This window comes from Myxococcales bacterium, from assembly GCA_016717005.1.
Classification (GTDB): Bacteria; Myxococcota_A; Polyangia; order Haliangiales; family Haliangiaceae; genus UBA2376.
On the sequence record JADJUF010000021.1, the window covers coordinates 43611 to 68943 of the forward strand.

General features: G+C 74.3%; 22 protein-coding genes. 15 read left to right on the forward strand and 7 right to left on the reverse strand.

Going from position 1 to position 25333, the window contains the following annotated elements:
* The first annotated feature begins 23 nt into the window (after nt 1–23).
* The 3 genes from IPL61_18895 (at nt 24) to IPL61_18905 (ending at nt 4365) form a co-directional block, all read left to right on the forward strand.
* Nucleotides 24–731: a glycosyltransferase family 2 protein gene (locus tag IPL61_18895; protein MBK9033310.1), complete on the forward strand. Its 708-nt coding sequence runs from the start codon at nt 24–26 to the stop codon at nt 729–731.
* Nucleotides 728–3553, forward strand: coding sequence for a sulfatase-like hydrolase/transferase (locus IPL61_18900; protein MBK9033311.1), 2826 nt, complete (start codon nt 728–730; stop codon nt 3551–3553). The genes IPL61_18895 and IPL61_18900 overlap by 4 nt, the downstream gene beginning before the upstream one ends.
* Nucleotides 3554–3624: 71 nt before the next feature.
* Nucleotides 3625–4365 (forward strand): hypothetical protein, encoded by a 741-nt coding sequence (locus tag IPL61_18905; GenBank protein ID MBK9033312.1) that lies wholly within the window; start codon nt 3625–3627, stop codon nt 4363–4365.
* Between the two features lie 430 nt (nt 4366–4795).
* On the opposite strand, the gene IPL61_18910 is transcribed toward IPL61_18905, so the two are convergent.
* On the reverse strand, nt 4796–6175 hold the full coding sequence (locus IPL61_18910) for a VanW family protein (protein ID MBK9033313.1): 1380 nt from the start codon (nt 6173–6175) through the stop codon (nt 4796–4798).
* Nucleotides 6176–6351: 176 nt separating this feature from the next.
* Between IPL61_18910 and IPL61_18915 the strand changes: the two genes are divergently transcribed.
* Genes IPL61_18915 through IPL61_18930 form a run of 4 tightly spaced genes read left to right on the forward strand, consistent with a single transcriptional unit; the run spans nt 6352 to nt 12431 of the window.
* Nucleotides 6352–6543, forward strand: a complete 192-nt coding sequence (locus IPL61_18915; protein MBK9033314.1) for a hypothetical protein — start codon at nt 6352–6354, stop codon at nt 6541–6543.
* Between the two features lie 10 nt (nt 6544–6553).
* Nucleotides 6554–8047 carry a serine/threonine protein kinase gene (locus IPL61_18920; protein MBK9033315.1) on the forward strand — a complete coding sequence of 498 codons (1494 nt, stop codon included), beginning with the start codon at nt 6554–6556 and terminating at the stop codon, nt 8045–8047.
* Nucleotides 8048–8091: 44 nt separating this feature from the next.
* On the forward strand, nt 8092–9774 hold the full coding sequence (locus tag IPL61_18925; protein MBK9033316.1) for a protein kinase: 1683 nt from the start codon (nt 8092–8094) through the stop codon (nt 9772–9774).
* A complete protein-coding gene (locus IPL61_18930) occupies nt 9774–12431 on the forward strand; it encodes an HDIG domain-containing protein (GenBank protein MBK9033317.1) in 2658 nt (885 codons plus the stop codon). Before IPL61_18925 ends, IPL61_18930 begins: the two co-directional genes overlap by 1 nt.
* Before the next feature lie 8 nt (nt 12432–12439).
* Here the strand turns inward: IPL61_18930 and IPL61_18935 are convergent, their stop codons facing one another.
* Nucleotides 12440–12706: a hypothetical protein gene (locus IPL61_18935; GenBank protein ID MBK9033318.1), complete on the reverse strand. Its 267-nt coding sequence runs from the start codon at nt 12704–12706 to the stop codon at nt 12440–12442.
* Between IPL61_18935 and IPL61_18940 the strand changes: the two genes are divergently transcribed.
* From IPL61_18940 to IPL61_18950, 3 genes are all read left to right on the forward strand, one after another.
* On the forward strand, nt 12698–13252 hold the full coding sequence (locus IPL61_18940; GenBank protein ID MBK9033319.1) for a tetratricopeptide repeat protein: 555 nt from the start codon (nt 12698–12700) through the stop codon (nt 13250–13252). The two genes, IPL61_18935 and IPL61_18940, sit on opposite strands and share 9 nt — an antisense overlap.
* Complete coding sequence (locus tag IPL61_18945) at nt 13249–15807, forward strand: HEAT repeat domain-containing protein (GenBank protein ID MBK9033320.1); 2559 nt, start codon at nt 13249–13251, stop codon at nt 15805–15807. Before IPL61_18940 ends, IPL61_18945 begins: the two co-directional genes overlap by 4 nt.
* Nucleotides 15808–16416: 609 nt before the next feature.
* Entirely contained in the window at nt 16417–17148 is a 732-nt protein-coding gene (locus tag IPL61_18950; protein MBK9033321.1) for a transposase, read from the forward strand.
* Nucleotides 17149–17383: 235 nt separating this feature from the next.
* On the opposite strand, the gene IPL61_18955 is transcribed toward IPL61_18950, so the two are convergent.
* Nucleotides 17384–17779, reverse strand: coding sequence for a hypothetical protein (locus IPL61_18955; GenBank protein MBK9033322.1), 396 nt, complete (start codon nt 17777–17779; stop codon nt 17384–17386).
* Between the two features lie 360 nt (nt 17780–18139).
* Complete coding sequence (locus IPL61_18960; GenBank protein ID MBK9033323.1) at nt 18140–18418, reverse strand: hypothetical protein; 279 nt, start codon at nt 18416–18418, stop codon at nt 18140–18142.
* Between the two features lie 250 nt (nt 18419–18668).
* On the opposite strand from IPL61_18960, the gene IPL61_18965 reads away from it, so the two are divergent.
* The 3 genes from IPL61_18965 (at nt 18669) to IPL61_18975 (ending at nt 20647) form a co-directional block, all read left to right on the forward strand.
* Entirely contained in the window at nt 18669–19031 is a 363-nt protein-coding gene (locus IPL61_18965) for a ribosome-binding factor A (GenBank protein MBK9033324.1), read from the forward strand.
* Nucleotides 19028–20185 (forward strand): RtcB family protein, encoded by a 1158-nt coding sequence (locus tag IPL61_18970; protein MBK9033325.1) that lies wholly within the window; start codon nt 19028–19030, stop codon nt 20183–20185. The genes IPL61_18965 and IPL61_18970 overlap by 4 nt, the downstream gene beginning before the upstream one ends.
* Nucleotides 20186–20398: 213 nt before the next feature.
* Nucleotides 20399–20647: a hypothetical protein gene (locus IPL61_18975; protein MBK9033326.1), complete on the forward strand. Its 249-nt coding sequence runs from the start codon at nt 20399–20401 to the stop codon at nt 20645–20647.
* 142 nt (nt 20648–20789) lie between these two features.
* Here the strand turns inward: IPL61_18975 and lepB are convergent, their stop codons facing one another.
* The 3 genes from lepB to IPL61_18990 are packed head-to-tail and all read right to left on the reverse strand — an operon-like array spanning nt 20790 to nt 24063.
* Complete coding sequence (gene lepB, locus IPL61_18980) at nt 20790–22052, reverse strand: signal peptidase I (GenBank protein ID MBK9033327.1); 1263 nt, start codon at nt 22050–22052, stop codon at nt 20790–20792.
* Nucleotides 22052–23860, reverse strand: a complete 1809-nt coding sequence (gene lepA, locus IPL61_18985; GenBank protein MBK9033328.1) for an elongation factor 4 — start codon at nt 23858–23860, stop codon at nt 22052–22054. The genes lepB and lepA overlap by 1 nt, the downstream gene beginning before the upstream one ends.
* A 5-nt stretch (nt 23861–23865) precedes the next feature.
* Nucleotides 23866–24063, reverse strand: a complete 198-nt coding sequence (locus tag IPL61_18990) for a transcriptional regulator (GenBank protein ID MBK9033329.1) — start codon at nt 24061–24063, stop codon at nt 23866–23868.
* A gap of 97 nt (nt 24064–24160) precedes the next feature.
* On the opposite strand from IPL61_18990, the gene IPL61_18995 reads away from it, so the two are divergent.
* Both IPL61_18995 and IPL61_19000 read left to right on the forward strand, forming a co-directional pair.
* Nucleotides 24161–24892: a hypothetical protein gene (locus tag IPL61_18995; protein MBK9033330.1), complete on the forward strand. Its 732-nt coding sequence runs from the start codon at nt 24161–24163 to the stop codon at nt 24890–24892.
* Entirely contained in the window at nt 24889–25251 is a 363-nt protein-coding gene (locus IPL61_19000; GenBank protein ID MBK9033331.1) for a cupin domain-containing protein, read from the forward strand. The genes IPL61_18995 and IPL61_19000 overlap by 4 nt, the downstream gene beginning before the upstream one ends.
* The last annotated feature ends 82 nt before the right edge of the window (nt 25252–25333 follow it).

The following is a 25333-nucleotide window of genomic DNA, read 5'->3' on the forward strand; positions in this document are numbered from 1 at the left end:
CCTGTGGTAAACGCCCGGGACCGATGCGGCTGTCGATCCTGATCCCTGCCTACCAGGAAGAGGCCACCATCGGGGAGATCCTGCGGCGGGTGGCCGCGGTCGACACCGAGGCCCTCGGCTTCGCCAAGGAGATCGTCGTCTGCGATGACGGCTCGAGCGACCGCACCTTCGAGCTGGCCACCGCCCAGGCCGCCCTCGACCCGTGCATCCGGGTGGTGCGCCACGAGCAGAACCGCGGCAAGGGCGCCGCGATCCGCACCGCGCTCGCGGCCGCGACCGGCGACTACTGCCTGATCCAGGACGCCGACCTCGAGTACGAGGTGTCCGACTACCCGGCGCTCCTGGGCGAGGCCGCCAAGGGCGCCGACGTGGTCTACGGCTCGCGGTTCCTCGCCAACCCGCGCCCGACCGGCATGCGCACCGCCAACTACGTCGCCAACCGCATGCTCACGGTGACCGCGAACCTGCTCTACGGCCTGGCCATCACCGACGAGGCCACCTGCTTCAAGCTGTTCCGCACCGACCTGCTGCGCGAGCTCGGCCTGACCTGCACCGGCTTCGAGTTCTGCCCCGAGGTCACCGCCAAGCTCGGCCGCCGGCAGGTGAAGATCGTCGAGGTCCCGATCGCGTACACCGCGCGCGCGATCGAGGAGGGCAAGAAGGTGCGCTGGACCGACGGGGTCGAGGCGATGTGGGTCCTGGTCAAGCACCGGCTGCGCCGCGCGCCATGACCGCGCCTCGGCTGCGCCGCCGCCTGCTCGACGACGTCCGACGCGGCGCCGCCGTCGCGGGCGCCGGGCTCGCCGCGGCCGCGCTGGTCGAGGCGGTCGTCACCTGGAACCAGTTCCGCGGCTCGATCGGCGTGATCATGACCGCGCGCCTGCTGGCGCTGTCGGCGACCTTGTGCGCGCTGGCGTGGCTGATCGTCGGCCCGCTGGCCGGGGTGGCCGCGGCGCTGCCGCGGCTGTGGTCCGCGATCCGCGACGGCCGCGCCGTCGCCGGGGCCCGCCCGACGCCAGGCCAGGCCCCGAGCCGGTGGTCGCCCGAGGCGGTCGCCGGGCTCCTGACCGGCGGGCTGGCGCTGGTCGGCTTCGTCGCCGCGACCACCCACCTGGGCGCGCGCTTCATCCGCTCGTACAAGGAGCCGACCCTGACCGCGTTGATCACCGCGATCGCGGCGGTGGTCGTGGCGGTGGTCGCGCGCGGGCTCGCGCGCGCGGTCGCCCTGCTGGTCGTGCGCGTCGCGCGTCGGTGGCCGCGCGTCGCCCGCTGGACCCCGCTGGGCTCAGCCTGGCTGGCGGCGGCGGCGGTGGTCACGGTCGCCGCGATCGCCCTGGTCGTCGCCGGCAAGCTCCACCATCACCTGCGGCCGGTCTGGCCGTGGCGCAAGGCGATCACCGCGCTGGCGTTCGTGGCCGGCGCCGGCCTGCAGCGCGAGTGGGCGGCCCGCCGCGTCGCCCGGGCCCCGTCGTCGCGCACCGCCCTGGCCCTGGCCGCGGCCGCGCTGGTGCTGGTGCCGCTGACGCTCACGCGCATCGGCGCCGCGCCCCAGGTCAAGGCGATCGTGTCGTCGTCGTCGCCCAGCCTCGAGGCCCTCGTGCGCCTGGTCCGGCGCGCCAACGATCTCGACGGCGACGGTTTCGGCTCGCTCCTGGGCGAGAACGACTGCGGCCCGCGCGACCGCGCGATCCACCCCGGCGCCCGCGACCTGCCCGACAACGGCGTCGACGAGAACTGCGACGGCCGTGACTTCTCGATGCGCGATCTGGCGGTGCCGACCGGGCCCGAGCGCCCGGTGCCGCCAGCGTTCCAGAAGCCGTACAACGTCGTGCTGATCACGATCGACACGGTCCGCTACGACTTCACCTCGTTCGGCCATCGCCCGGGCGGGCGCACCCGCGACGTCACGCCCAACCTGGCCAAGCTGGCCGAGCGCAGCACCGACTTCACGTTCGCGCAGGCGCCGTCGGCCGGGACGATGGCGTCGGTGCCGGCGATCATCACCTCGAAGTTCTTCCACTCGGGCATCGCGCTCGACGAGACCAACATCAAGCCGGGCATGCCGCCGCGGCTCAAGCCCGAGAACCTGACCCTGCCCGAGATCATGAAGCAGGGCGGCTACCAGACCGGGGCGATCCTGACCCACGAGTACTTCAACGACTGGGGCCTGCAGCAGGGCGTCGACGAGTACGACAACGAGATCGGCAAGACCCACGACGCCAACCGGGTGTCGTCGGACCGGGTCACCGATCGGGCGCTGGCGTGGATCGCGCGCCGGCCGGCGAGCAAGTGGTTCCTGTGGCTGCACTACCTCGACCCCCACGCCCAGTACGTGGCCCACCCCGACGACACCAACTGGAGCGGCAGCCCCGAGGATCTGTACGAGGCCGAGCTGCACTACACCGACAAGCACATCGGCCGGCTGCTCGACGAGCTGCGGCGCATGCCCGGCGGCGATCGCACGATCGTGGTCGTGACCAGCGACCACGGCGACGCGTTCGGCGAGCACGGCTTCTCGGGCCACGCGATCGCGCTGACCCGCGAGATCCTGCACGTGCCGATGTTGGTCTACGTGCCCGACAACCTGCCGCGCAAGCTCGGCAAGGTGGTCTCGAACCTCGACGTGCTGCCGACGATCGCCGCGCTGTGCGGGATCGACGTCGCCGGCGCCAGCTTCGAGGGCCGCAGCCTGGTGCCGCAGATCTTCTACGGCCAGGAGGACCCCGATCGCACGGTCTTCGCCGAGACCAACTACCCGGTGCCGCTGCGCGCGGCGGTGACGACCACGCGCAAGTTGATCTTCAACATGAAGAGCAACTTCTACGAGCTCTACGACCTGGTCGGCGATCCGCTCGAGCAGAAGAACCTCGCCGGCAGCCGCCCCGAGGATCTCGCGATCATGCGCGAGCGCCTCGACCTCTGGCTCGAGCGGGTCGTGTTCTCGCGCGATCCGGTGATGAGCCAGGCCGCGGCGCGGATGCAGAAGGTGCTCTTGCCGGCGCGCCCGACCCCGACCGTGCCGCTGACCGGCCGCGCCTTCGACGGCGGCAAGGTCGAGGTGCTCGGCTACGACTTCACCCCGGCGGGCCCCGGCGGCAAGGCCACGCTCGCGGTGTACCTGCACGCGGTCGAACGCCCGAGCAAGGTGTTCCGCATCGGCGCCGCGCTGTGGGCGGCGCCGACGGGCCTGGTCGGCGACGACGCGGCCCTGACGGTGGCGATGGCGCCGCTGCAGGTGCGGGTCGGGGCCCGGGTCACGCTCGACGGGCTCCTGCCCTCCGACCGCTGGCGGGCCGGCGAGTACCTCCGCGAGGAGTTCCAGCTGGCGATGCCACCGACCTGGACCGCGGGCGACGTCCTGCTCGGGCTGGTGGTCGGGACCAACGACGGGTCCCGGCCGGAGTTCCTCGGCCCACAGCCGTCGAGCGATCCGTCGTGCCTGTCGCTGGGGCCGGCGCGGATCCCGGTGCCGACCCCGCCGCCGCCGCCGCCGACCCCGGCCACGCCAACGATTCCGCCGGGGTCGCTGGGTCCGGTGGCGCCCCGGCTGTAGGCCGACCGGCGCCCGGCCGGGCGGATCGCAGGGGGCATATTTCGGGCCCGGTCCGTACTACGATGGACACCATGATCACCGACTTCCCCAGCCTGCTGTTCTCCGACACCCGGACAGCCGAGGAAGAGAGCAACCGCGTCTACGAACCGGTGATCGGCCTGGTCACCGAGATCAAGGACGACGGCAAGCTGTGCCGGATCAAGGTGAAGCTGCCGTCGCTGCCGATCACCGACAACACGCACCTCTGCAACTGGATCTCGATCGGCGGCGGCAAGGATCGCGGCTGGTTCTCGATCCCGGAGATCGACGACGAGGTCCTGGTCGCGTTCGAGCACGGCGACATCGGCCGACCGATCATCCTGGGCGCGCTCTGGAACGGCAAGGACAAGGCGATCGACGCCAACGCCGACGGCAAGGACGCGCGCCGGATGTTCAAGTCGAAGACCGGCCACACGATCACGCTCGACGACGACGCCGGCTCGATCCTGATCGAGGACGGCGGCGGCATCGGCTCGATCAAGATGGACGCCAAGGCCAACATGATCGAGTTCACCGCCAAGCAGGGCGACGTGGCGATGCAGTGCAAGGACGACCTGACGATCCTCGCCGGCGAGATCGCGATCACGGCCAAGGGCACCTGCGACCTGATGGGCAAGTCGTCCGGCGTCGACGCCAGCTGCACCGCCAGCCTCAAGATCGACGGCAACATGGTCGCGCTCAAGGGCTCGGCCATCGACGTCAACCCGGGCGGCGTGGCCAAGGCCGCCAAGGCCTCGGGCGACGTCGCCGACAGCCCCGATCCCGTGAAGTAGGCGCCGCGCCTCAGGCGCGCCGCAGGCCTCGCTCCGGCCCGCGCCGGGTTCCGGAGCGCGGGCGTCTGGTCCGCGTCGGGCTCCGGCTCCCCGTTCGGTTCCAACTCCGGCTCCGGCTCCGCGTCCGGCTCCGGCTCCGGCTCCGGCCGCCCGCTCCGGTTCCGCGTGCGCTCCGCGTCCGGCTCCGCGTCCGGTTCCGCGTGCGGCTCCGCGTCCGGCTCCGCGTCCGGCTCCGCGTCCGGCTCCGCGTCCGGCTCCGGCTCCGCGTTCGGCTCCGCGTCCGGCTCCGGCTCCGCGTCCGGTTCCGCGTCCGGCTCCGGCTCCGCGTCCGGTTCCGCGTCCGGCTCCGGTTCCGGCTCCGGTTCCGCGTCCGGCTCCAACTCTGCCACCCGCCGAGTCCCCCGCCTTCGCCGCCCCCCCCGTCGCGCTGCTACTGGACCACGCGCCCGGTACCGTCGCCGGGCGCCTTGGGCGTGTGCGGCGGCTTGACCTTCGGCACCGGCAGCGTCGGGTCGGGGTTGGTGCCCTTGCGCAGGTACTCGGTGACCGGCTTGTACGTGAGGGTCCACTTGTCCTGCTTCACCTCGCGCCCGCCCTTGTAGTACTTGCGGTAGCGCACGAGCTTGTAGCCGTCGAAGCCGCTCTGGTCCGGGGTCTCGAAGCCCTCGGGCAGCGCCTCGTCGAGGCGCTCCTCGGTCGAAAACGGCGTCGTCTCGATCACCCGACGCTCGAACGCGATCTGATCCCAGGGCCGCTCCTTGCCCAGGATCTCGACCACCGACTCGCCGCGCGCGACGCGGTAGTGGATCACCACGGGGAAGTCGTACGGGTTCTTCATGATCAGATCGGTCGTCGGGTAGACGACCGTCGCGTCGAGCCCCATCGTCACGTACGTCGACGGGCGCGAGTGGTTCGTGGTCTTGACGATCTCGATGCCGGCGAAGAACGACGCGCCGAACAGCGTCGTCGAGATCTGGCAGGTGCCGCCGGCGAGGCCGTCGACCATCTCGCCGGCGGTGATGACGTGGGCGATCTTGTAGCCCTCCTTCTCGGTGCGGTCGCCGACCACGCCGTTGAACGAGAACTCGACGCCCGGCTGCAGCACGTAGCCGTTGAGCTTCGACGCCGCGAGCTTGAGGTTGAAGTTGCGGTCCTTGTCGCCGACCGGGAACGTGGTCTTGAACGTGCCGAGCACGTGCGAGATGTCGTCGATGCCGAGGGTCGCGCGCGTGACCGCGGCCGGGACCGGCACGCCGACCAGCTCGACGGTGGCGGCGCCGCTGCGGGCCGCGGCCTCGATCCGATCGAGCGACGCGTAGACGTCGATCGCGAAGCCGGGCGCGTCGTCGTTGATCGTCCGGGCCTCGAGGTCGAGGAACGCGTCGGTCGGCGCCCGATCGACCTGGGCCTTGAGCCCGGCCAGGGCCTTCATGGCGACGGCGCGATCGAGCCGGATCGGCAGCGCGCCGGCGGCCTGCAGCGTCGGCACGGCGTCGCCGTCAGCGGCCTTGCGCGCCGCGTACCCCAGCTCGCCGGGATCGACCGACACGCCCAGCTCGCGCCAGGCGATCGTGCGCTCACGCCCGACCGCGGTCAGCTTGACCGACCCGCCCAGCGTGGCCTCGACCGCCTGGGCCAGCGCCGCGTGATCCGCCCCGGCCTCGGTGGTCGCGGCGGGGGCCGCCGGCGACTTCGGCGGCTGTTCGGACAGCATGTAGCCACCCATCAGGGCGCCGCTGGTCACGAACAGGCCAGCGGCGAGGCCGAGATAGATCGACCCACGACGACGATCGGCAGAACGGCGGACCATGGAACCTCTTAGCACAGCGAGCTATGCGATCTGGAGTTTGCGGCGACGCCTGGGCTCTTGCAGCGACCGGGCCAGGCCCGGTCCGCGATGGTCCAAGGACTTGCGGCGCACGCCGCGTCCCGGCAGACACGCGACCGCGGTTTGACAGCCGCGCTTCCATGAGGCAGCTTCCGGTCATGGGCTCCCTGATCCAGCGCAACACCGCGGTGGCCAAGCGTAAGGGAGGCCTGGCGGCCGCCGCCGGGGTCGGCTCGGCCGTGGTGCTGGTGGTGGTCAACCCGATCCTGGGCGTCGTCGGCCTGGCGGGCGCCGCGTACCTCGGCTGGGACTGGCTGCGCTTCCGCATGAAGCACGGCCTGCGGCTGTAGCAAGCGCCTCGTGCCCGCGGCCGCGTCCTCGAGCGAGATCGCCCGCGCCGCCGAGGCGCTGATCGGCACGGATCTCGACGGCCGCTACCACGTCCTGGCCTTGCTCGGCGCCGGCGGCATGGGCGCGGTCTTCCGCGGCCACCACCGGTTCATGGACGAGCCGGTGGCGATCAAGGTCCTGCGCCCGCACCTCGCCCGCGATCCGAGCGCGGTGCGACGCTTCGTGCGCGAGGCCCGGGGCACGCTCAAGATCGCCAGCCCCCACGCGGTCAAGGTCCTCGACTTCGCGGTGACCGACGCCGGGCTCCTGTACATGGTGCTCGAGCTCCTCGACGGCCGGACCGTCGGCGCCGAGCTCGAGAGCGACGGCCGGCTGGCGCCGCGCCGGGCGGTGCGGATCGCCCGGCAGGTGTGTGACGCGCTGGCCGCGGCCCACCGGGTCGGGCTCATCCATCGCGACCTCAAGCCCGACAACCTGATGCTGGTCCGGCGCGGCGCCGATCCCGATCACGTCAAGGTGCTCGACTTCGGCCTCGCCAAGGTGATGGAGGGGACCGGCGAGCAAGCGCTGTCGATGGCCGCGCTGACCCAGGGCGGCATCGTGTTCGGGACGCCCGACTACATGGCCCCGGAGCAGGCGCTGGGGCAGCCGCTCGACGGCCGCTGCGACCTGTACGCGCTCGGGGCGACGCTGTTCGAGATGCTGACCGGGCAGCCGCCGTTCCCGCGCTCGAGCCCGCTCGAGGTGCTCGCGGCCCACGTCCGCGATCCGGTCCCGACGATCCACGAGGTCGCGCCCGACGTCGCCGCGCCGCCGGCGCTCGAGGCGCTCGTCGCCGCGTGCCTGGCGAAGGAGCCGACCGACCGCCCGGCCTCGGCCGAGGCCCTGGCGGCGGCCCTGGCCGCGATCGAGCTCGAGCTGGGCGGCGCACCGCGGCAGGCCCACGGGGCGACGCTGCCGGTCCCGGCGATCGTCGACGAGCCCGACCCGAGCGACAGCCTGCTGGCCGGCGCGCCGCGGCCCCGCGCACCGTGGATCATCGGGGCGGTCGCCGTGCTCGGCGCCGCCGCCCTGGTCGCGGTGGCGCTGTCGCGCTCGCGATCGGCGCGCGACGCGGGCGCGCCGAACGACGACGCCGCCCTGGCCGCGCAGGGCGAGGCGCGCGACGCGGGCGTCGACGCACCGATCCCGACCGACGCCGCGACCCCCGACGCCTCGGCGCGGTCGAGCGGGTCCACGCCTGATCGAGCCGATCGGGCCGATCGGGCGGATCGCGTCGGGGCCCACCTCGACGCCGCGCTGGCCGCCCACCGCGCCGGCAACCGCCTGCGCCAGCTGTCCGAGGCCGACGCCGCGCTGCAGCTGTCGCCGCGCAACCGGACCGCGCGCTGGCTGGTCGGTGACGCGCTGGTCGGCGCTGGCGACCTGTCGGGCTGCGCGTTCCTCCGCCAGGCCAAGCTGGCCGCCGCGACGCGCCGGGCCGACGCCGCTCGATGTCCGTAGCCATCCGCGACCTCCCGGGCAGCGATTCCGGTATCCTGTGGCGAATGCAGCCCGGGACCTCGTCCCCCGACCTCGCGGCCGGGGCCACCGGCCAGCGGATCGCCGGCTACGCCCTGGGCGCCCGGATCCGCACCACCGCCTGCGCCGACGTCTACCGCGCCGAACGCGACGACGTCGCGGTCACCATCCACCTCGTCCACGCGGCGCTCGCGGCCCGCCCCGAGATCGTCCGGGCGATCGAGACCCAGGCCACCCGCGCGGCCGCGTGCACCGAGCTGCGCAACCTGAGCGCGACCCTGGGCGCCGGCTTCGAGGACGGCCTGCTCTACGTGATCACCGAGGCCGAGGACGGCCCGACCCTGCGCGAGGTGCTGGCCCGCAAGCACGCCAGCTCGGGGGCCGGCCTGCCCGCCCGCGGCGCCGCCAACGTGATCGCCCTGGTCGCCGAGGCCCTGCGCGCCTCGGGGCTGATCCACGGCGCGCTGACCAGCGAGTCGGTCACGATCGCGCGCTCGGGCCGGGTCGCGCTCGCCGACCTGGCGCTGGGGCCGGCCCACGCCGCCGCGATCGCCGCCGGCCTGGTGGAGGCGCCCGGCTACCTCGCGCCCGAGCTGGGCCGGGGCGAGGCGCCGACGACGGCCACCGACGTCTACGGCGTCGGCGCGCTCCTGTACGACGCGCTGGTCGGCCGACCGCTGGCTCGGGGCGGGCCGCGCCCGAGCGAGGCCGCGCCCGCGGTCGCGCCCGAGGTCGACGAGCTGATCGCGCGCGCGTGCGCCGAGCGCCCGGATCGGCGGTTCGCGTCGGCGGCGGCGCTCCGCGAGCTGGTCGTCGACATCCTGATGTCGCCCGAGGAGGACGACGGCGACGACGTCGCGCTGACCTCGATCCCGATCCCGCCCGCGCTCGAGGCGGCGATGGCGGACGGCCACGAGCGCTGGCTGGTCAGCAAGGGCCACTTCGACTTCGGGCCGTTCACGATGAAGGCGATCGTCGAGCAGGTCCTGCACGGCCAGATCCACCACGGCCACGTGCTGATGGACAAGGACGAGGGCGGGCGCGCCAAGGTCGACGAGCACCCGCTGCTGGGCCCGCTGGTCGACGCCGCCAAGCAGGTCCGCGACGACGCGCGCCGGGCCCACGCCGAGGTCAAGCAGCAGGCGTCGGAGCGCAAGCGCGGCGTCGCCCTGTACGGCGTCATCGGCCTCGGCGTCGCCGCCGCGGTCGGCGCGGTGTGGCTGGTCGTGACGACGCTGACCTCGGCCAAGAAGCAGCAGGTCCAGGGCGTGGCGTCGGTCGCCGAGGCCTCGCTCGACGTCAAGGTCTCGGCGCCCAAGGCGCCGCCGCGCAAGGGCAGCGGCGGGGGCGGCGGACGACGCAGCGGCGGCGGCGGCGGCGGACGCGGCGGCAACAGCGGCGACGAGAACCTCGCGCTCGACATGTCCGACGACGGCGACGGCGGCAGCGAGACCCTCGACATGGACACGGTCTACGGGGTCTACGCCCGCCACGGCAGCCAGCTCGGGCGGTGCCTGCAGAAGACCGGCGCGTCGAGCGCGTCGATCAGCATCATCATCGACGGGCCCAGCGGCAAGGTCACCTGGGTCAAGGTCAACGGCGAGCAGTCGGGCGCGCTCCACGGCTGCCTCGCGGGCGTCCTGCGCGGGATGAAGTTCCCGCCGATCGACGGGCCCCGCACCCGCGCCGAGTTCGAGATCGGCGTCTGATGCGATCGCCGGTCGTCCCCAGCCGCGCACGCCTGTCGGAGATCATCCGACGGCGGGCCCGCGTCACGCCGTGGGTGGCGGTGCTGTTGTCGCTCGGGTTCGCGCTGATCGTCGCGCCGGTCGTGCTCGCGGACGCGTGGTTCCTCGAGCCCACGATCGCCGCGGGCAAGCCGGCCAACGTGACCGTGCGCGTGCCGGCGTTCGACGGCTGGGACGACGAGCACATGGCCGGGCGCGGCGGCTCGGTGGTGATCGCCCGCGACGAGATCGCCGACGCGCGCCAGGAGTCGGTGGTCGCGGCGATGCGCGCGAGCCAGCCGTCGACCGGCGCGCGCTTCGCCGCCTACGCGGCGGTGCTGTTCCTGCTCGCGGTCGGGGTCACCCACCAGCTGCGGCGCTCGAACCGCGGGCGGCTGCTGCGGGTCCAGATGGTGCTGCTGGGCACGGTCGCGCTCGGCGCGATCGTCACCAAGGGCCTGTTGCTGGCGTACCCGCTGTCGGTCCTGGCGGTGCCGGTCGCGCTCGGCGCGATGGTCCCGACCCTGGTGTTCGATCGGACGGTCGGGCTCGCGGCCGGCATCCTGTCGGCGGTGACGATGGGCCTGCTCGTGCCGTTCGACGTCGGCATCTCGACGGTGCTCGTCGTCCAGGCCGTGGCCGCGGCCATCGTCCTGCCGGACCACGCCCGCCCGCGCTGGTCGATCGCGCTCGTCGCCGGCGCGGTCGCGATGGTCGGCGCCGCGCTCACCTACCTCGGGTTCTTCTACCTGTCCGATGGCGTCGTGCCGCTGCACGAGCTGGCCGAGCCCGCGCGCTCGGCGTGGCTGGCCGCGGCCTTCGGCGGCGCGATCGCGGGCCTGCTGACGTTGCCGCTGATGCCGCTGTTCGAGCTCGCGTGCGGCGAGATCACCCACGGGCGCCTCGTCGCGATGGAGGACCTCTCGCACCCGCTGCTCAAGCAGATCAGCGACAAGGCTCCCGGCACCTGGCAGCACAGCCTGGCGATGGCGAACCTGGCCGAGGTCGCGGCCCAGGGCATCGGCGCCAGCGGCCGGCTGGTGCGCGTCGGCGCGTACTTCCACGATCTGGGCAAGTCGCTGCAGCCCAGCTACTTCATCGAGAACCTGCGCTCGGGCGAGCCCAGCCCCCACGATCAGCTCGCGCCCGAGGTCTCGTGCGACGCGATCTTCGCGCACGTGACCGAGGGCATCGCGCTGGCCCGCCGCTCGGGCGTCCCCGAGCGGATCATCGACTTCATGCACATGCACCACGGCGACGGCGTGCTCGAGTACTTCTGGGCCAAGTGCCAGGAGCAGGGCAACCCGCGCGGCCTCACGATCGCCGACTTCCGCTACCCGGGCGTGCCGCCGCAGAGCCGCGAGACCGCGATCCTGGCGATCTGCGACGCCGTCGAGGCCGCGTCGCGCACGCTCAAGCGCCCCGACGAGCGCGCCATCGAGTCGCTGGTGCAGCGCATCGTCTACGGCAAGCTCCACCTCGGCCAGCTCGACGAGTCGGGCCTGTCGATGGCGGATCTCCGCCGCATGAGCGACTCCCTGCGCGAGGCCATCCGCGCCGCGCACCACGATCGGATCGAGTACCCGTGGCAGCGCGAGGCGGCCCAGACCGCGGCCACCGCGGCGATGCGCGCGGCGACCGCGACCCAGCAGCTCATGACCGAGCCGCGGCTCGACTCGCTCGACGCGCCCCGCCCGCTCGAGTGGGATCCGCGCAACCGCGCCCGGACCGCGACCGAGCAGCCGGCCCACGCCGCGACGGTGCCGATGCCGTCGCCGATGCCGATCAACGAGACCAGCCGGCTGCCGCTGGCCGCGCCGACCCCGACCGTGTCGCTGCGGCCGAGCGCGCTGGCCGAGCAGCACGCGCTGGCCACCGCCCCGACCGCGCCGCCGATCGCGCCGGTCGATCCGGCCGGCGCGCCGACGCTGCCGCCGCCCGCGGAGCCGGCCGCGCCCGTGCCGCTGCAGGCGTTGCCGCTGCCGCCGGCGAGCGCGCCGACGCTGGCGCCCGAGCCGCCGGCGCCGATGGTCGCGCTGGCCGCGCCGGCGCCGACCCACGCGCTGGCCGCCCCCGCGGCCCCGCTGGACCTGGCCGCGCCGGCGTCGCTGGTGCGCCCGCCGCCGCCGCCGATCGTCGCCGCGCCCGAGCCCGTCGCCGCGCCCGAGCCCGAGCCTGTCGCCGCGCCCGCGCCTGTCGCCGCGCCCGAGCCTGTCACCGCGGCCCTGGCCGCCGCCGCCGCCGAGGCCGCGCCCGGCTCCGGCGTCATCGAGCTGGTCCCGCAAGGGACCTGGGCCACCGCGCTGGCGTCGCGCCTCGACGCGATGCTCGAGGCCGAGGAGGACGCGTTCAGCCACGCGCCCACCCACCGGACCACGCCGCCGCCGCCGCCAGGGCCGCGCCGCCGCGTCACCCACGAGGTCGACGCCGAGGACGTCGAGGCCACGATCGATCTGACGCTGAGCCCGCGGTCCGAGCACAGCGGCCTGTTCAAGGGCCCGCCGCCCGCGACGCGCCCGGTGCCCGTGATCGCGCCGGATCCCGACCCCGCCGACGATCGCGACGACGGCCCGACGGTGGTGCGCCCGCGCCCGACCGGCTCGGCGCTGCCGCCGCGGTCGCGCACCAAGCTGGACTGATGCCGCGGCTACCGGTAGCCGGGCCCGCTGGCCTCGGGCGTGACCCGCACCGCGCGCACGTCGGCGAGCTCGACGCCGTAGACCTCCTTGCGGTGGGTCGTGATGAGCGCGGTGTCGGCCGAGACCGCGACGGTCATCACCCGGTCGAGGATCAGCGACTGCGCGCCGTAGGCCAGGTAGACCGAGACCACGGCGCTGGCCGGAGCGTGGAAGACGTCCCCATCCCGGCTCATGCCCTGTTGCGTGAGGATCTCGATCGCGGTCGCGTGCTGCATGCGCGGACCATAGCACTGGCGGTCGCGGCGACGTTGGTGGCGCTGGCCGCGTGCGCCTCATCCGGCGGCGCCAGCCCCCGCACCCGCGATCACCTGGCCGTGGCCGAGGCGGCCCTCGGGCGCAAGGACTACGACGCCGCGGCCGCGGCCTACGACCAGGCGGTCGCGACCGCGCCCGACCGACGCAGCCAGGCCCTGGCGCTGCGCGAGCGCGCCGACGCGCGCGTCTTCGTCGGCGACCTCGCCGGCGCCGCCGCCGACCTCGACGCCCTGACCACGCTGACGCCGGGCGACCCGGCCGCCTGGCACGACCTCGGCATGGTCCGCGCAAACGCCGGCGATCGCGCCGGCGCCGCCGCCGCGTTCACCCGGGCCAAGGCGGCCGCGCCCGACGACGCCCGGCCCCGGCTGGCGCTGGCGGCGCTGCGCTGGGCCGACGGCGACCGGGGCGGCGCCCGCGCCGAGTACCAGGCGCTGTTGCGCCTCGACCTGCCCGACCGGGTCCGGGCCAAGGTCGAGTGGGCCATCGCCGAGCTGGCGCCGTGACCGACGGCGCGCCGACGCCAAGGTCGGAGCGCCGACGCGATCGGCCGCGTATACTCCCCGCGATGCTCCGGCGCCTCGCGTTCGCCCTCGCCACCTTCGCCGCCGCGGCGCCGGCCGCCGCCGATCCCTGGGGCTTCGCGTGGGCCGGCCGGATCGAGCGCGACGGCGCGCCGCTGTTCGATCCCGGCGCCGAGCCCGAGGCCCGGCGCGCGGCGGTCAGCGCGCTGCGGCCCTACGATCCCGCGCTCACCCGACGGTTCATCCTGCACGCCCTCGACGACGACGACCCCGCGGTCCGGCTCGAGGCGGCCCAGGTCGCGGGCCAGGGCAAGATGGTCGAGGCGGTGCCGCGGCTGATCGACTGGCTGGCCGATCCCGATCGGGCGACGCGGCGCGTGGCGTCGGACATGCTGGGGATGATCGCCGACGCCAGCGGCACCTCGGCGCTGGTGCGCACGCTGGGCGATCTCGACAGCGACGTCCGGCTGGGCGCGGTCAACGCGCTCGCGAAGATCGGCCAGCGCGGCGACCGCTCGGTGGTCGTGCCGCTGATCTCGCGCGTCAACGACGAGAAGACCGAGGTGCGGCGGGCCGCGATCGAGGCGCTGCGCGGCATCGGCGACCGCCGCGCGGTCGCCGCGGTCGTGGCCGCGTTCGGCGACGGCAACATCGAGGTGCGCAAGGCCGCGGTCATCACCGCCGGCAAGCTCGGCGACCCGGCCGCGATCACCGCGCTGACGCGGATGCTCGACGACGCCCAGCCCGACGTCCGCAACGTCGCGATCGCGGCGCTCGGCGATCTCGGCGCGGCCGACGCCACCGACGATCTGATCCGGCTGTTGCGCGCCGGCGGCGACGCCTCGGCCCCCGCCGGCTACGCGCTCGGCCAGATCGCCGCTGGCGGCGATCGCGACGCCGCCGACCGCGCGGTGCGCGCGCTGGTCGCGAGCCTGGTGGATCCGTCGGCGCGGCCGGTGGTGCAGGAGGCGCTGCGCCGCGCGGGCGCCGTCGCGGTGCCAGCGCTGGTGGCGCACCTCGACGGGCGCCTCGCCGGCGACCCCGGCGCCGCGGTCGATCTGCTCGCGGAGGTCGGCGACGCCCGCGCCACCGAGGCGTTGATCGCCGAGCTCGATCGCAAGCGCCTGAGCGTCGCGCGCATCACCGCGGCGCTCGCGAAGACCGGCGACCGGCGCGCGCTGGTGCCGGTGCTCGGGCTGATCGCCGACCCCGACCCGACCGTGCGCACGGTCGCGATGGGCGCCCTCGGCGCGCTGATCGGCAACGATCGGCGCGCGATCGACGCGCTGATCGAGCGGCTCGGCGACGATCAGGAGGACGTGCAGGTGCTCGCGTGCGGATACCTGGCGCGCCTGCACGCCACCGCCGCCGGCCCGGCCCTGGCCGCGCTCGCCGCGGCGCCGCGCTCACCGCGCCTGCGCCGGGCGGCGATCGACGCGCTCGGCGCGGTCGGGCACACGCCCAGCGCCCCGGTGCTGCTGGCGGCGCTGGCCGATCCCGACCCGATCCTGGCGCGCGCCGCCGCCGATGCCCTGGCCTACCTCGCCGATCCCGGCACCGCGCGCCAGCTCGAGGCCATCGCCCGTCACCCGGGCCCGAGCCAGACCGCGGTGCTGCGCGCCTGGGGCGCGGCCCTGCGCGATCGGCCCGATCCCCGCGCGCGCGCCATCCTGATCGAGCTGGCCCAGACCGCGCCGACGCTGCCGGCGCTGGCCGCGATCGCGGGCCTGGCCTCGAGCGGCGATCGCGCCGCGCGGCCGGCGCTGGCCGAGCTGGTCGAGCGCGGCGCGCCCGAGCGCCAGCGCGCCGCGGCCTGGGCGCTCGGTGAGCTGGCGGACGGCCCACCGCCCGCGCCGATCGCCAAGGCCCTGGTCGGGGCGCTCGAGGCCAAGGACGATCGCATCGCCGCGGCCGCGGCCTGGGCGCTGCTGGCGCAGCCGACCGAGAGCGCCGCCGCGTCGCTGCGACGGCTGGCCCGCCACGGCGGCTGGGCCGCGCGGGTCAACGCCACCGCGGCCCTCGCCCGGCACGGCGGCGCCGACGCCGTCGGCGATCTGGTCACGCTCCTGGCCCACGCGTCCCCGCTGGTGCGCGGCAACGCCGCCTGGGCCCTCGGCGCGCGCGCGACCGACGCCGCCCTGCCCGCCACCGCGACCGCGGCCCTCGCGCACGCGCTCGCCGACGACGTCAGCCCCTGGGTACGCGGCCACGCCGCCCGCGCGCTGTGGCGCCGCGCGCCCGTCGGCGAGATCGCCGCCGCCCTCGCCGACGCCGCCCGCGCCGATCGCGATCCGGCGGTGCGCGCGGCCGCCGCCGCCGCGCCCGCCGCCGCGCCCGCCAGCGACGAGTGGCGCATCTTCGACGTGGTCGAGCCCGACGACGATCGTCCGGTGCGCGCGGAGCCGTACTTCCTGCTGGTCGGCGTCGCCGGCCCGGCCTGGGCCACGTACACCGATCGCCGCGGCGTCATCGACGCCGAGCACGTGCCCGCCGACGTCAGCGAGCCGCACGCGCTCGCCACCGTCGCTGACCTCTGACGCGGCACCCGCTCGCGACCGTCGCCGAAGCTGTGCCCCGTGAGGCGCAGCGATCGGCGCCGCACGCGGACGCACGCACCGCGTCGCGGCCAGCCGAGCGGGTGACCGCACAGCCCGCAGTGACGGCACCGAGTTCGACCAGCCGCGACGCCGCGACGCCGCGACGCGGGCGAGCTGGGCGTGCTCGGCGCGACGCCCGCGGAGCGCTCGCGAGACCGATGACGACATCGGGGCGGACCGCGTGGCGCTGGCGACCGCGCACGAGATGAGGGCGCGGGGGGCTGTCCGCGGCGGGGTCGGTCGCGGCGGGGTCGGTCGCGGCGGTGGCGGTCGCGGCGGGGTCGCCCGCGGCGGTCGCGGCGGTGACCCAGGGTGGCGGGCGGGGGGGCGTGGGGGGGGGGGGGGGGGGGGGGGGGGGGGGGGGGGGGGGGGGGGGGGGGGGGGGGGGGGGGGGGGGGGGGGGGGGGGGGGGGGGGGGGGGGGGGGGGGGGGGGGGGGGGGGGGGGGGGGGGGGGGGGGGGGGGGGGGGGGGGGGGGGGGGGGGGGGGGGGGGGGGGCCCCGCGGGCTTGACCTATTCCGGGCCCGTTGATATATATGCCATAATCAATATGAGCGCCAAGCGAAGCCCACGAACGCCGATCCAGCTCACGCTGGATCAGGCGCGTCGCCCCACCGGGCACGGCGGCTGGCGTCCGGGCGCCGGCCGCAAGAAGCGCAAGGGCAGCTGCGCGCACCTGCCGCGCGTGCGGTTCCCGGCGTCGGTGCCGGTGCACGTCACGCTCAAGGTCGTCGGCGGCCTGCCGTCGTTCCGGCGGGCCGCGGTCATGCGGGTCGTGCGCGCGGCGATCACCGCCGGCGGTCACCGCGGCGACTTCCGCGTCGTGCACTACAACGTCCTGGGCGATCACCTCCACCTCGTCGTCGAGGCCGCGGGCGCCACCGCGCTCGCGCGCGGCATGCAGGGCCTGACCATCCGCCTGGCCCGGCGCCTGAACGCGCTGCTCGGCCGCCGCGGCCGGCTGTTCGCCCAGCGCTACCACGCCCGCCCGCTGCGCACGCCGCGCGAGGTGCGCAACGCCCTGCGCTACGTCCTGCTCAACGCCCGGCATCACGCCACCGCGCGCGGCCAGGTGCTCGCCGCCGGCTGGATCGATCCGTACTCCAGCGCGCTGTGGTTCGACGGCTGGAAGACCGCGATCCGGACCGACGCCCCGTGGCTGCGCGCGCTGGCCCGCGGCGGATGCCCGACCGCCACCCCGCGCACCTGGCTGCTCGCGGTCGGCTGGCGCCGCGGCGGCGGTCTCCTCGACGTCGACGATGTGCCCGGGCCGGCCCCGTGAGCTGGGCCCGCGGCGGTGTCGGGGATTCGAAGACGAGCGGTGGCGGTCGTCCGCCCTATGCTGACGCTCGTCGGCCGGCCGACGCAGCCGCCGGCCGCCCCCAGCTGCTGGCCGACCCAGCTCGCACCGACGCAGCCGCCGCCGCGACCCAGCCGCCGCGCCGACGCAGCTGCCGGACCGACCCAGCTGCCGGACCGACCCAGCTGCCGGACCGACCCAGCTGCCGGACCGACCGTCAGTCCGCGGCCCGCAGTGACAGCAAGAACGCGTGCGCCCGTTGCGCCGGGACGGTGCCGTCGGGGCCCTCGACCGAGGCGACGTACGCGCGGACGCCGATCGCCAGGATGCGCAGCCGACCTTCGCGACCGTCGCCGCGCAGCGTCAGCCAGGTGCCGGGGACCGGCGAGGCCTGCACGTCGACGCCGACGCTGCGCTGGAACGCGGCGATCAGGTCGGCCTCCCGTTCACGATCGAAGCACGCCGCCTTGAACTCGACGTCGCCGTCCTGCCACTCGATCCAGTGCTGGACGCTGGGCGCGCCGTCGCGCCCGGTCAGCTCGACCCGCTTGGCGATCGCCGCCGGGCTGAGGTCGACCGAGAAGCCGCCGGAGGTCGACGTGACGGTGGCCATCGCGCGCGGGTCACGCCCCCGGGTCCGATGCCCTGGTACGTGGTGCGCGCGCCCGCGGCCGGCTGGGCGCGTGCGCCGTAGGCCGCGGCCACGACCTCGCGCACCGCGCGGTACGCCGCCGCCTGGCCGGGGCGAGCGGCAGCGGCGCGACCAGCAGCCCCCGATCGGTGCGCGCGAGTGGTCTACGCATCGCCGGGAGCGTACGTCCTCCCGCGCGCGCTCGCGACCGTCGCCGACCTCGGACGTGGCGCGCGCGACGTTCTCGCTTGACGATCGGCGCGGCGTTCTCTAGTTTGCGTTCATCACGCGACGGGTGTCGCGCAGGAAGGAGGCTCACCGTGCAAGATCTTCAGCTCATCGTCACGTCGTCGAGCCTGACTTCCGTCCGCGCCCCGCGCTGACGCTCGTCGGCCGCCCGACGCACGCTGCCTGACCCGCGCCGATCGGCGTGGCGTCGATCGCTGCGCGCGGCATCCGTGGCACCGCCACGGCCCGCGCGGCGATCGCCGAGGCGCGCGCGTCGTCGCGGCGACGGTCGGCGCGGGTGATCGCGCGGCGGGCGTCGTTTCTTCTCATGCACCACGTGATGCGGGTGCCACGCCATGCGTGCGCCCGCGGAGTGACGATGACCTCATCCAAGCAGCGGCGCCGCGAGACCTCAAGCTCGCGCGCCCGGTCCGCATCGACTGATGCGCGCCGTTTCTCTCCCGCGTCCGAGTCCGAGTCCGAATCCGAATCCGAATCCGAGTCCGAGTCCGAGTCCGAGTCCGCGTCCGCGTCCGCAGTCAACCGCAAGCCGGGGCGTGGCCGCGCGCGCCACGCCCTCCCCGATCCACCCGCGTCGTCGGTCGAGCCCGAGCTCGAGCCCGAGCTCGAGCTCGACGACAGCGTGTTCTTCCGCCGCCAGGAGGTGCGGCGCTCGACGTCCCACAAGGATCTTCAGCTCGCGGCCCAGGTCGCCACGATCGTCGGCGCGGCGCTGGCCGAGCTCGACGATCCGGTGCTCGGCCAGCTGCTCGTCGTCGACGCCACCCCGGCGCCCGACGCCGGCCGGCTCGCGGTGACCGTGTGCCTGCCACGCTCGGCGCGCGCGCGCGCCGGCGCCGCGACCGCGCCGACGATCGACGACGTGCTGGCGCGCCTGGGCCGCGTCAAGGGCCACCTCCGCGCCGAGGTCGCCGCCGGCATCACCCGCAAGCGCGCGCCGGAGCTGGCGTTCGTGGTGGTCCCCGCCGAGGAGGACGGGCCATGACCGCCGTGGCCACCGAGCACCGCTGGCTGGCGACGCCGCTGCCGGCCGAGGTCGAGGTCAGCCTGGCGCGGCTGCGGCGCGCCGACGACGTGCGCCACGTCGCGGTGATGCCGGACGTCCACCTCGGCACGGGCGTGTGCGTCGGCACCGTGGTCGCGACCTGGCGGATGATCTACCCGGGCGCGGTCGGCGGCGATCTCGGCTGCGGCATGGCGGCGCTGCGGTTCCGCCGGGCCGACGGCGAGCCGGCGCTGCCGTCGGGCGCGCTCGACCAGCGCGCCGCCGGCGCGATCCTGCGCGGCCTGTACCGCGAGGTGCCGGCCACCAAGCACGCCGGGCCGGCGGCGATCGATCGCCTGCCCGCCGGCCTGCGGGATCCGCCGCTGAGCGCCCGCGCCCTCGAGACCGCGCGGCGGCGCGACGGCGTCGTGCAGTTCGGCACGCTGGGCGCCGGCAACCACTTCATCGAGCTCCAGCTCGACCTGGCCGGCGACCTGTGGCTGATGCTGCACAGCGGATCCCGCGGGATGGGCCAGGCGATCCTGCGCCACCACCTGGCGGTCCTCGACGCCGGCGCCGGCCCCGGGCTGGCGGCGGTCGACGCCGACAGCGACGCCGGCCGCGCGTACCTCGCCGACCTGGCGTGGGCGCTGACCTACGCCGAGGGCAACCGCGCGGCGATGATCGCGCGGGCCAGCGACGTGGTGGCCGCGGCGCTCGGGTGCGAGCCCGACGCCGCCAGCTACGTCGCGTGTCACCACAACGACATCGCGCGCGAGCACCACCACGGCCACGCGTGCTGGGTCCATCGCAAGGGCGCCATCGCCGCGCACGCCGGCACCGCGGGCCTCATCCCGGGCTCGATGGGCTCGGCCAGCTTCCACGTCGTCGGGCGCGGCCACCCCGACGCGCTGTGCTCGAGCTCCCACGGCGCCGGGCGCACGATGAGCCGCACCGAGGCGCGCCGCCGGGTCTCGGCCCGGGGCCTCGAGGCCGAGCTGCGCGGCACCTGGTTCGACGTCCGCCTGGCCGAGCGCCTCCGCGACGAGGCGCCGTCCGCCTACAAGGACATCACCGCCGTGATGCGGGCCCAGCGCGACCTCACCCGGATCGTCCGGCGGCTGCGCCCGCTCCTGTCCTACAAGGGCGGGTGACCGGTCGCGCGGCAGCCGAGCCCGACCCCGACGCCGGCGATGCCGACGCCCGCCGGGGTCTCGACCACGGTCGTCGGGCCCCGCGTCCCGAGGGCCCGCCGGAGCCCACCTCATCGCCGAGGCTCCTGCGGGATCTGGAGCCTCGCCGTTGCCCTGCGCAGCCGCTACCCTGCGTGGCCCCGGGCTGGACGCGCCCGCGGATCGCAGGGAGTCATGAAGCCCCCGAAGCGCTGGCGCCTCATCGTCGTCGACGAGCAGCCGTACCTCTGGACGGTGCGCGTGCAGGAGCTCGAGTGCGCTCGACCGCTCACGGTGCACGTGCACCGGGCCGAGGTGGTCGACGACGTCGTCCGGCGTCGCGCGTACCTGGGCGCGATGGCGACCACGATCGCCGGGCCGTCGCACTGCGGCGGCCCGCAAGGTCGCCAGCTCGATCCCCCCGAGGACCATCACCCCCGGTGAGGTCGCGGCATGGATTCGAGCCGAGGCGCGGCCTCCGGTTCGCCCCGCGGGCGCGCCGAGGGTGGACACCGCCCCGTCCACCTCGACGGAGTCGTGAGCTCGACCTGATGTCGCCCGGGCGCGCCGTGTGGGCGACCGACGATCAGTGCACGAAGTTGCCGATGCGCTCCCAGCGCAGGGCGAACGGGTTGGTCATCCCCTTGAGCACCGGCGGGCCCATCGACAGCCAGATGAACATGGCCTTGCCCTTGACGTGATCGAGCGGCACCGGCCCCCACACCCGCGAGTCGTTCGAGTTGTCGCGGTTGTCGCCCATGACGAAGACGTGGTCCTTGGGCACGACGTAGTGGTAGCGCGGCGTGCAGGTCGGGTTGTTCGGATCGGGCTCGGGCGCGGTCCGGACGATCGTCCCGAACGAGCGCGGCTGCGGCCGGTCGGGGCAGCGCGGCATGGCGCTGCGCTCGTCGAGCTCGGACCGCGGGAACTCGGAGGTGTCGGCGTCGCGGCCGTGGAAGCGCCCGAGCGCGGTCGCGCGCTCGAACTCGAGCTGGTCGGCCGGGACCCCGGCGGCGAGCCGCTGGGCCTGGTAGGTGTCCCAGTAGGCGGGCCAGCCCATCGCCACCGCCGCGGCCGCGTCCGGGCGGTCGGCGCGGTGGTAGATCGAGAACCGGTAGCCGCCCATCGACGTGCGGAAGTGGCTCATGTCCTCGAGGTGCCACGGGCTGTCGCTCGAGCCGCGCCGCAGGCTCGGCGAGTCGGGCGAGTCGCGATCCCAGTACTGGACCGCCGCGCCGGCCAGGGTCTCGGGCACGACCTGGCCGTTGACGTAGAGCAGGTTGCAGCGGACCTCGACGGTGTCGCCGGCGACCGCGACGACGCGCTTGATGAAGTCGTCGCCGCGGCACGGCTGCTTGAACACGATCACCTCGCCGCGGTGGGGCGACCGCAGCGTGAACAGCTTGACGTCGGTGTAGGGGATCCGGACCCCGTACATGAGCTTGTTGACGAAGATGAAGTCGCCGATCTGCATGGTCGGGATCATCGACGCCGACGGGATCTTGAACGCCTCGACCACGAACGCGCGCAGCAGCAGCGCGATCGCCAGGGCCACGCCGATCGACTCGGCGTACTCGCGGATCGGCGACTTCTTGGCGGTCGCCGCGATCTTGTCGAGCGCGGCGTCGATCGGGGGCAGCAGCCGCCGCATCGCCGCGGCGTCGTCGGACGTGATCGCCGCGCGCAGGTCGGCCAGGTCGCGGGTGAGCGCGGTCCGCTCGGCCGCGCCGATCTTGAGCTGGGCGCGCAGGGCCTTGCCGGCCTCGCGCGCCAGCCCGCGCGCCTCCTTGCGCACCCGCCGGTCGAGCTTGACCGCGCGCGCTGGCGCGGCGACCACCTCGGTCGACATCAGGAGTCGACCTTCAGCACGGTGAGGAAGGCCTCCTGCGGCAGCTCGACCGACCCGACCGACTTCATCCGCTTCTTGCCTTCCTTCTGCTTCTCCAGGAGCTTCTTCTTGCGCGAGATGTCGCCGCCGTAGCACTTGGCGGTGACGTCCTTGCGCATGGCCTTGACGGTCGTGCGCGAGATGATCTTGCTGCCGATCGCCGCCTGGATCGCGACGTCGAACATCTGCCGCGGCACGACGTCCTTCATCTTGGTGCACAGCTCGACGCCGCGGTGGTAGGCGTTGTCCTTGTGCGAGATGATCGACAGCGCGTCGACGCGCTCGCCGTTGATCAGCACGTCGAGGCGGACCAGATCGGCGTCGCGGTGCCCGGCTGGTTCGTAGTCGAGCGACGCGTAGCCCCGGCTCATGGTCTTCAGGCGATCGTAGAACCCGAACACCACCTCGGCCAGCGGGATCTCGTAGACCACGCGGACCCGGCCGCTGGGATCGTAGTGCAGGCCCTGCTGCGTGCCGCGCCGCTCCTCGCACAGCTGCATGATCGGGCCGACGTACTCCTGCGGCAGGTGCACCGTCGCGAGGATGATCGGCTCCTCGATGCGATCGAACTTGCCGGCGTCGGGGACCTTGGCCGGGTTGTCGACGATGACCGCCTCGGTCGCGCCCGGGTAGAAGATCCGGTACTGGACGCTCGGCGCCGTGGTGATCAGGTTGAGGTCGAACTCGCGCTCGAGCCGCTCCTGGATGATCTCCATGTGCAAGAGGCCCAGGAACCCGCACCGGAACCCGAAGCCGAGCGCCGACGACGACTCCGGCTCGTAGGTCACCGCGGCGTCGTTGAGCACCAGCTTGCCGAGGGCGTCGCGCAGGTCCTGGTAGTCGGCGGCGTCGACCGGGAACATGCCGGCGAAGACCATCGGCTTGACCGCCTTGAACCCGGGCAGCTGGGCCGGGCACGGGCGGTCGTCGTCGGTCATGGTGTCGCCGACCCGGGCGTGCGCGATGTCCTTGATCGACGCGGCGACGATGCCGACCTCACCGGCGCACAGCTCGTCGACCTCGAGCAGGTGCGGGGTCCGGACGGCGATCATCCCGCAGTCGTAGACCTTGTTGGTGGCCCAGAACCGCAGCTTCTGGCCGCGCTTGATCGTGCCCTTGAACACCCGCACCAGCACGACCACGCCCCGGAACGCGTCGTACCAGCTGTCGAAGATCAGGGCCTCGAGCGGCGCGGCCTTGTCGCCCGTGGGCGGCGGGATGCGCTGGACCAGGGCCTCGACCATCTCGGGGATCCCGACGCCGGTCTTGGCGCTGACCAGGCAGGCGTCGTGAGCGGGCAGGCCGATCGTGTCCTCGATCTGCTGCTTGATCTCGTCGGGCCGCGCCACCGGCAGGTCGATCTTGTTGAGGACCGGGACGATCTCGAGGTTGTTGTCGAGGGCGACGTAGACGTTGGCCAGGGTCTGGGCCTCGACGCCCTGGGCGGCGTCGACCACCAGGAGCGCGCCCTCGCACGCGGCCAGGCTGCGCGACACCTCGTAGTGGAAGTCGACGTGGCCCGGGGTGTCGATCAGGTTGAGCTGGTACTCGAGCCCGTCGGCGGCGACGTACTTGAGCCGCACCGACTGGGCCTTGATCGTGATGCCGCGCTCCTTCTCGAGGTCCATCGAGTCGAGGTACTGGGCCTTGCTCTCGCGCTGGGTCAGCGCGCCGCAATGCTCGAGGATGCGATCGGCCAGCGTGGTCTTGCCGTGGTCGATGTGGGCGATGATCGAGAAGTTGCGGATGCGTTCGGGCGGCGTGGACATCGAGGCTACCGGTCGGGGGTGGAGACGGTGTCAGCGACCGACCAGACCAGCTGTTCGGGCAGGCGTTCGCGGTAGCGCTCGAGGAGGAGCGTCACGGCCTCGTGCAGGCACTCGTCGACCGGCCGGCCGGTCCGCTCCGCCAGCAGGCGCAAGCGGTCGTCCTCGTCGGCGGACAGGGTAGTCGAGATGGTGCGGCGCGCCACGGGCGGCGCACCATACGTTGCGCTCCGTCACGGGTCAACGGCCGCCCCGGCCCGCCGGCTTGCGCCGGTGCCGGCGGGGGTCTACGCTTGCCATCAAATGTCCCCGAGCCTGCGCCTGGCCCTCGCGGCCGCGGTGCTGGTCGCACCTGCGGCCGCCTGCAACAAGAACAAGAAAGACAAGACCATCGCCAACACCGGCGGCGATGCCTCGTCCGACGTCGCCAAGGTCGACCCGACCCTGTGCGAGACGTCGGGCAAGAACGTCCTGTCGTACGACCTCAACCGCGACGGCCGGCCCGACGTCTGGAAGATGTACAAGGTCGAGGATCAGGGCGGCACGTCGATCGAGCTCCTGACCTGCAAGCAGGTCGACTTCGATCACGACGGCCGCAAGGACTGGGTGGTCGGCTACACGCCCAAGGGCACGCCGGCGTTCGAGAAGGCCGACTTCGACTACGACGGCAAGTTCGACATGTCGGCGATCTACGATCCCAAGACCGGCAAGCGGATCGAGGTCGAGCGCGACAGCGACTTCGACGGCAAGTACGACATCAAGGAGATCTACGATCGCTTCGAGGCGCTGACCGCGATCCGCCGCGACCGCAACGGCGACGGCAACCCCGACTACTGGGAGCAGTACAAGGACGGCTCGCTCGTGGCGATCCTGTACGACGACGACTACGACAACAAGGTCGATCGCCGCGACGAGGTGCCCGGCAGCCGGCCCAAGTTCGTCGCGCCCGAGGAAGTCCGCGACGCGACCGCGCCGACCGCGCCGGCCGCGGGCAGCGGCAGCGCCGCTGGCTCTGGCAGCGCCAAGCCCAAGTGACCGCGCCGACCACCGTGGTCCCCAAGCCCTGGGGCCACGAGCTGATCTGGGCCCAGACCGACCGCTACGTCGGCAAGATCCTGCACGTGAAGGCCGGCGAGTCGCTGTCGCTGCAGTACCACCGGGTCAAGGACGAGACCATCATGGTCCTGTCCGGCAAGCTGCGGTTCGAGCACTACCTCGACGGCGACGAGCCGACCGTGATCGAGCTCGGCCCGCGCGTGCCGTTCCGGATCCAGCCCGGCCGGCGCCATCGCATGACCGCCGTCGAGGACACCGACGTGGTCGAGGTGTCGACCCCGGAGCTCGACGACGTCGTCCGCCTGTCGGATCGCTACGGGCGCGAGGACCAGCGCTAGCGTCGTGGCCCATCGGCGGCTGTGGCCGCTCGCGATCGTGCCATCGCGGCCGCGCTGCTCGGCCCGTTGATCGTATGATCTC

Excerpts from the sequence above, each read along its gene's own strand:
- IPL61_18895 (MBK9033310.1), top strand. The coding sequence starts at position 24 with ATGCGGCTGTCGATCCTGATCCCTGCCTACCAGGAAGAGGCCACCATC.
- IPL61_18900 (MBK9033311.1), top strand. The coding sequence starts at position 728 with ATGACCGCGCCTCGGCTGCGCCGCCGCCTGCTCGACGACGTCCGACGC.
- IPL61_18905 (MBK9033312.1), top strand. The coding sequence starts at position 3,625 with ATGATCACCGACTTCCCCAGCCTGCTGTTCTCCGACACCCGGACAGCC.
- IPL61_18910 (MBK9033313.1), bottom strand. The coding sequence starts at position 6,175 with ATGGTCCGCCGTTCTGCCGATCGTCGTCGTGGGTCGATCTATCTCGGC.
- IPL61_18915 (MBK9033314.1), top strand. The coding sequence starts at position 6,352 with ATGGGCTCCCTGATCCAGCGCAACACCGCGGTGGCCAAGCGTAAGGGA.
- IPL61_18925 (MBK9033316.1), top strand. The coding sequence starts at position 8,092 with ATGCAGCCCGGGACCTCGTCCCCCGACCTCGCGGCCGGGGCCACCGGC.
- IPL61_18930 (MBK9033317.1), top strand. The coding sequence starts at position 9,774 with ATGCGATCGCCGGTCGTCCCCAGCCGCGCACGCCTGTCGGAGATCATC.
- IPL61_18935 (MBK9033318.1), bottom strand. The coding sequence starts at position 12,706 with ATGCAGCACGCGACCGCGATCGAGATCCTCACGCAACAGGGCATGAGC.
- IPL61_18950 (MBK9033321.1), top strand. The coding sequence starts at position 16,417 with ATGAGCGCCAAGCGAAGCCCACGAACGCCGATCCAGCTCACGCTGGAT.
- IPL61_18955 (MBK9033322.1), bottom strand. The coding sequence starts at position 17,779 with ATGGCCACCGTCACGTCGACCTCCGGCGGCTTCTCGGTCGACCTCAGC.
- IPL61_18970 (MBK9033325.1), top strand. The coding sequence starts at position 19,028 with ATGACCGCCGTGGCCACCGAGCACCGCTGGCTGGCGACGCCGCTGCCG.
- IPL61_18975 (MBK9033326.1), top strand. The coding sequence starts at position 20,399 with ATGAAGCCCCCGAAGCGCTGGCGCCTCATCGTCGTCGACGAGCAGCCG.
- lepB (MBK9033327.1), bottom strand. The coding sequence starts at position 22,052 with ATGTCGACCGAGGTGGTCGCCGCGCCAGCGCGCGCGGTCAAGCTCGAC.
- lepA (MBK9033328.1), bottom strand. The coding sequence starts at position 23,860 with ATGTCCACGCCGCCCGAACGCATCCGCAACTTCTCGATCATCGCCCAC.
- IPL61_18995 (MBK9033330.1), top strand. The coding sequence starts at position 24,161 with ATGTCCCCGAGCCTGCGCCTGGCCCTCGCGGCCGCGGTGCTGGTCGCA.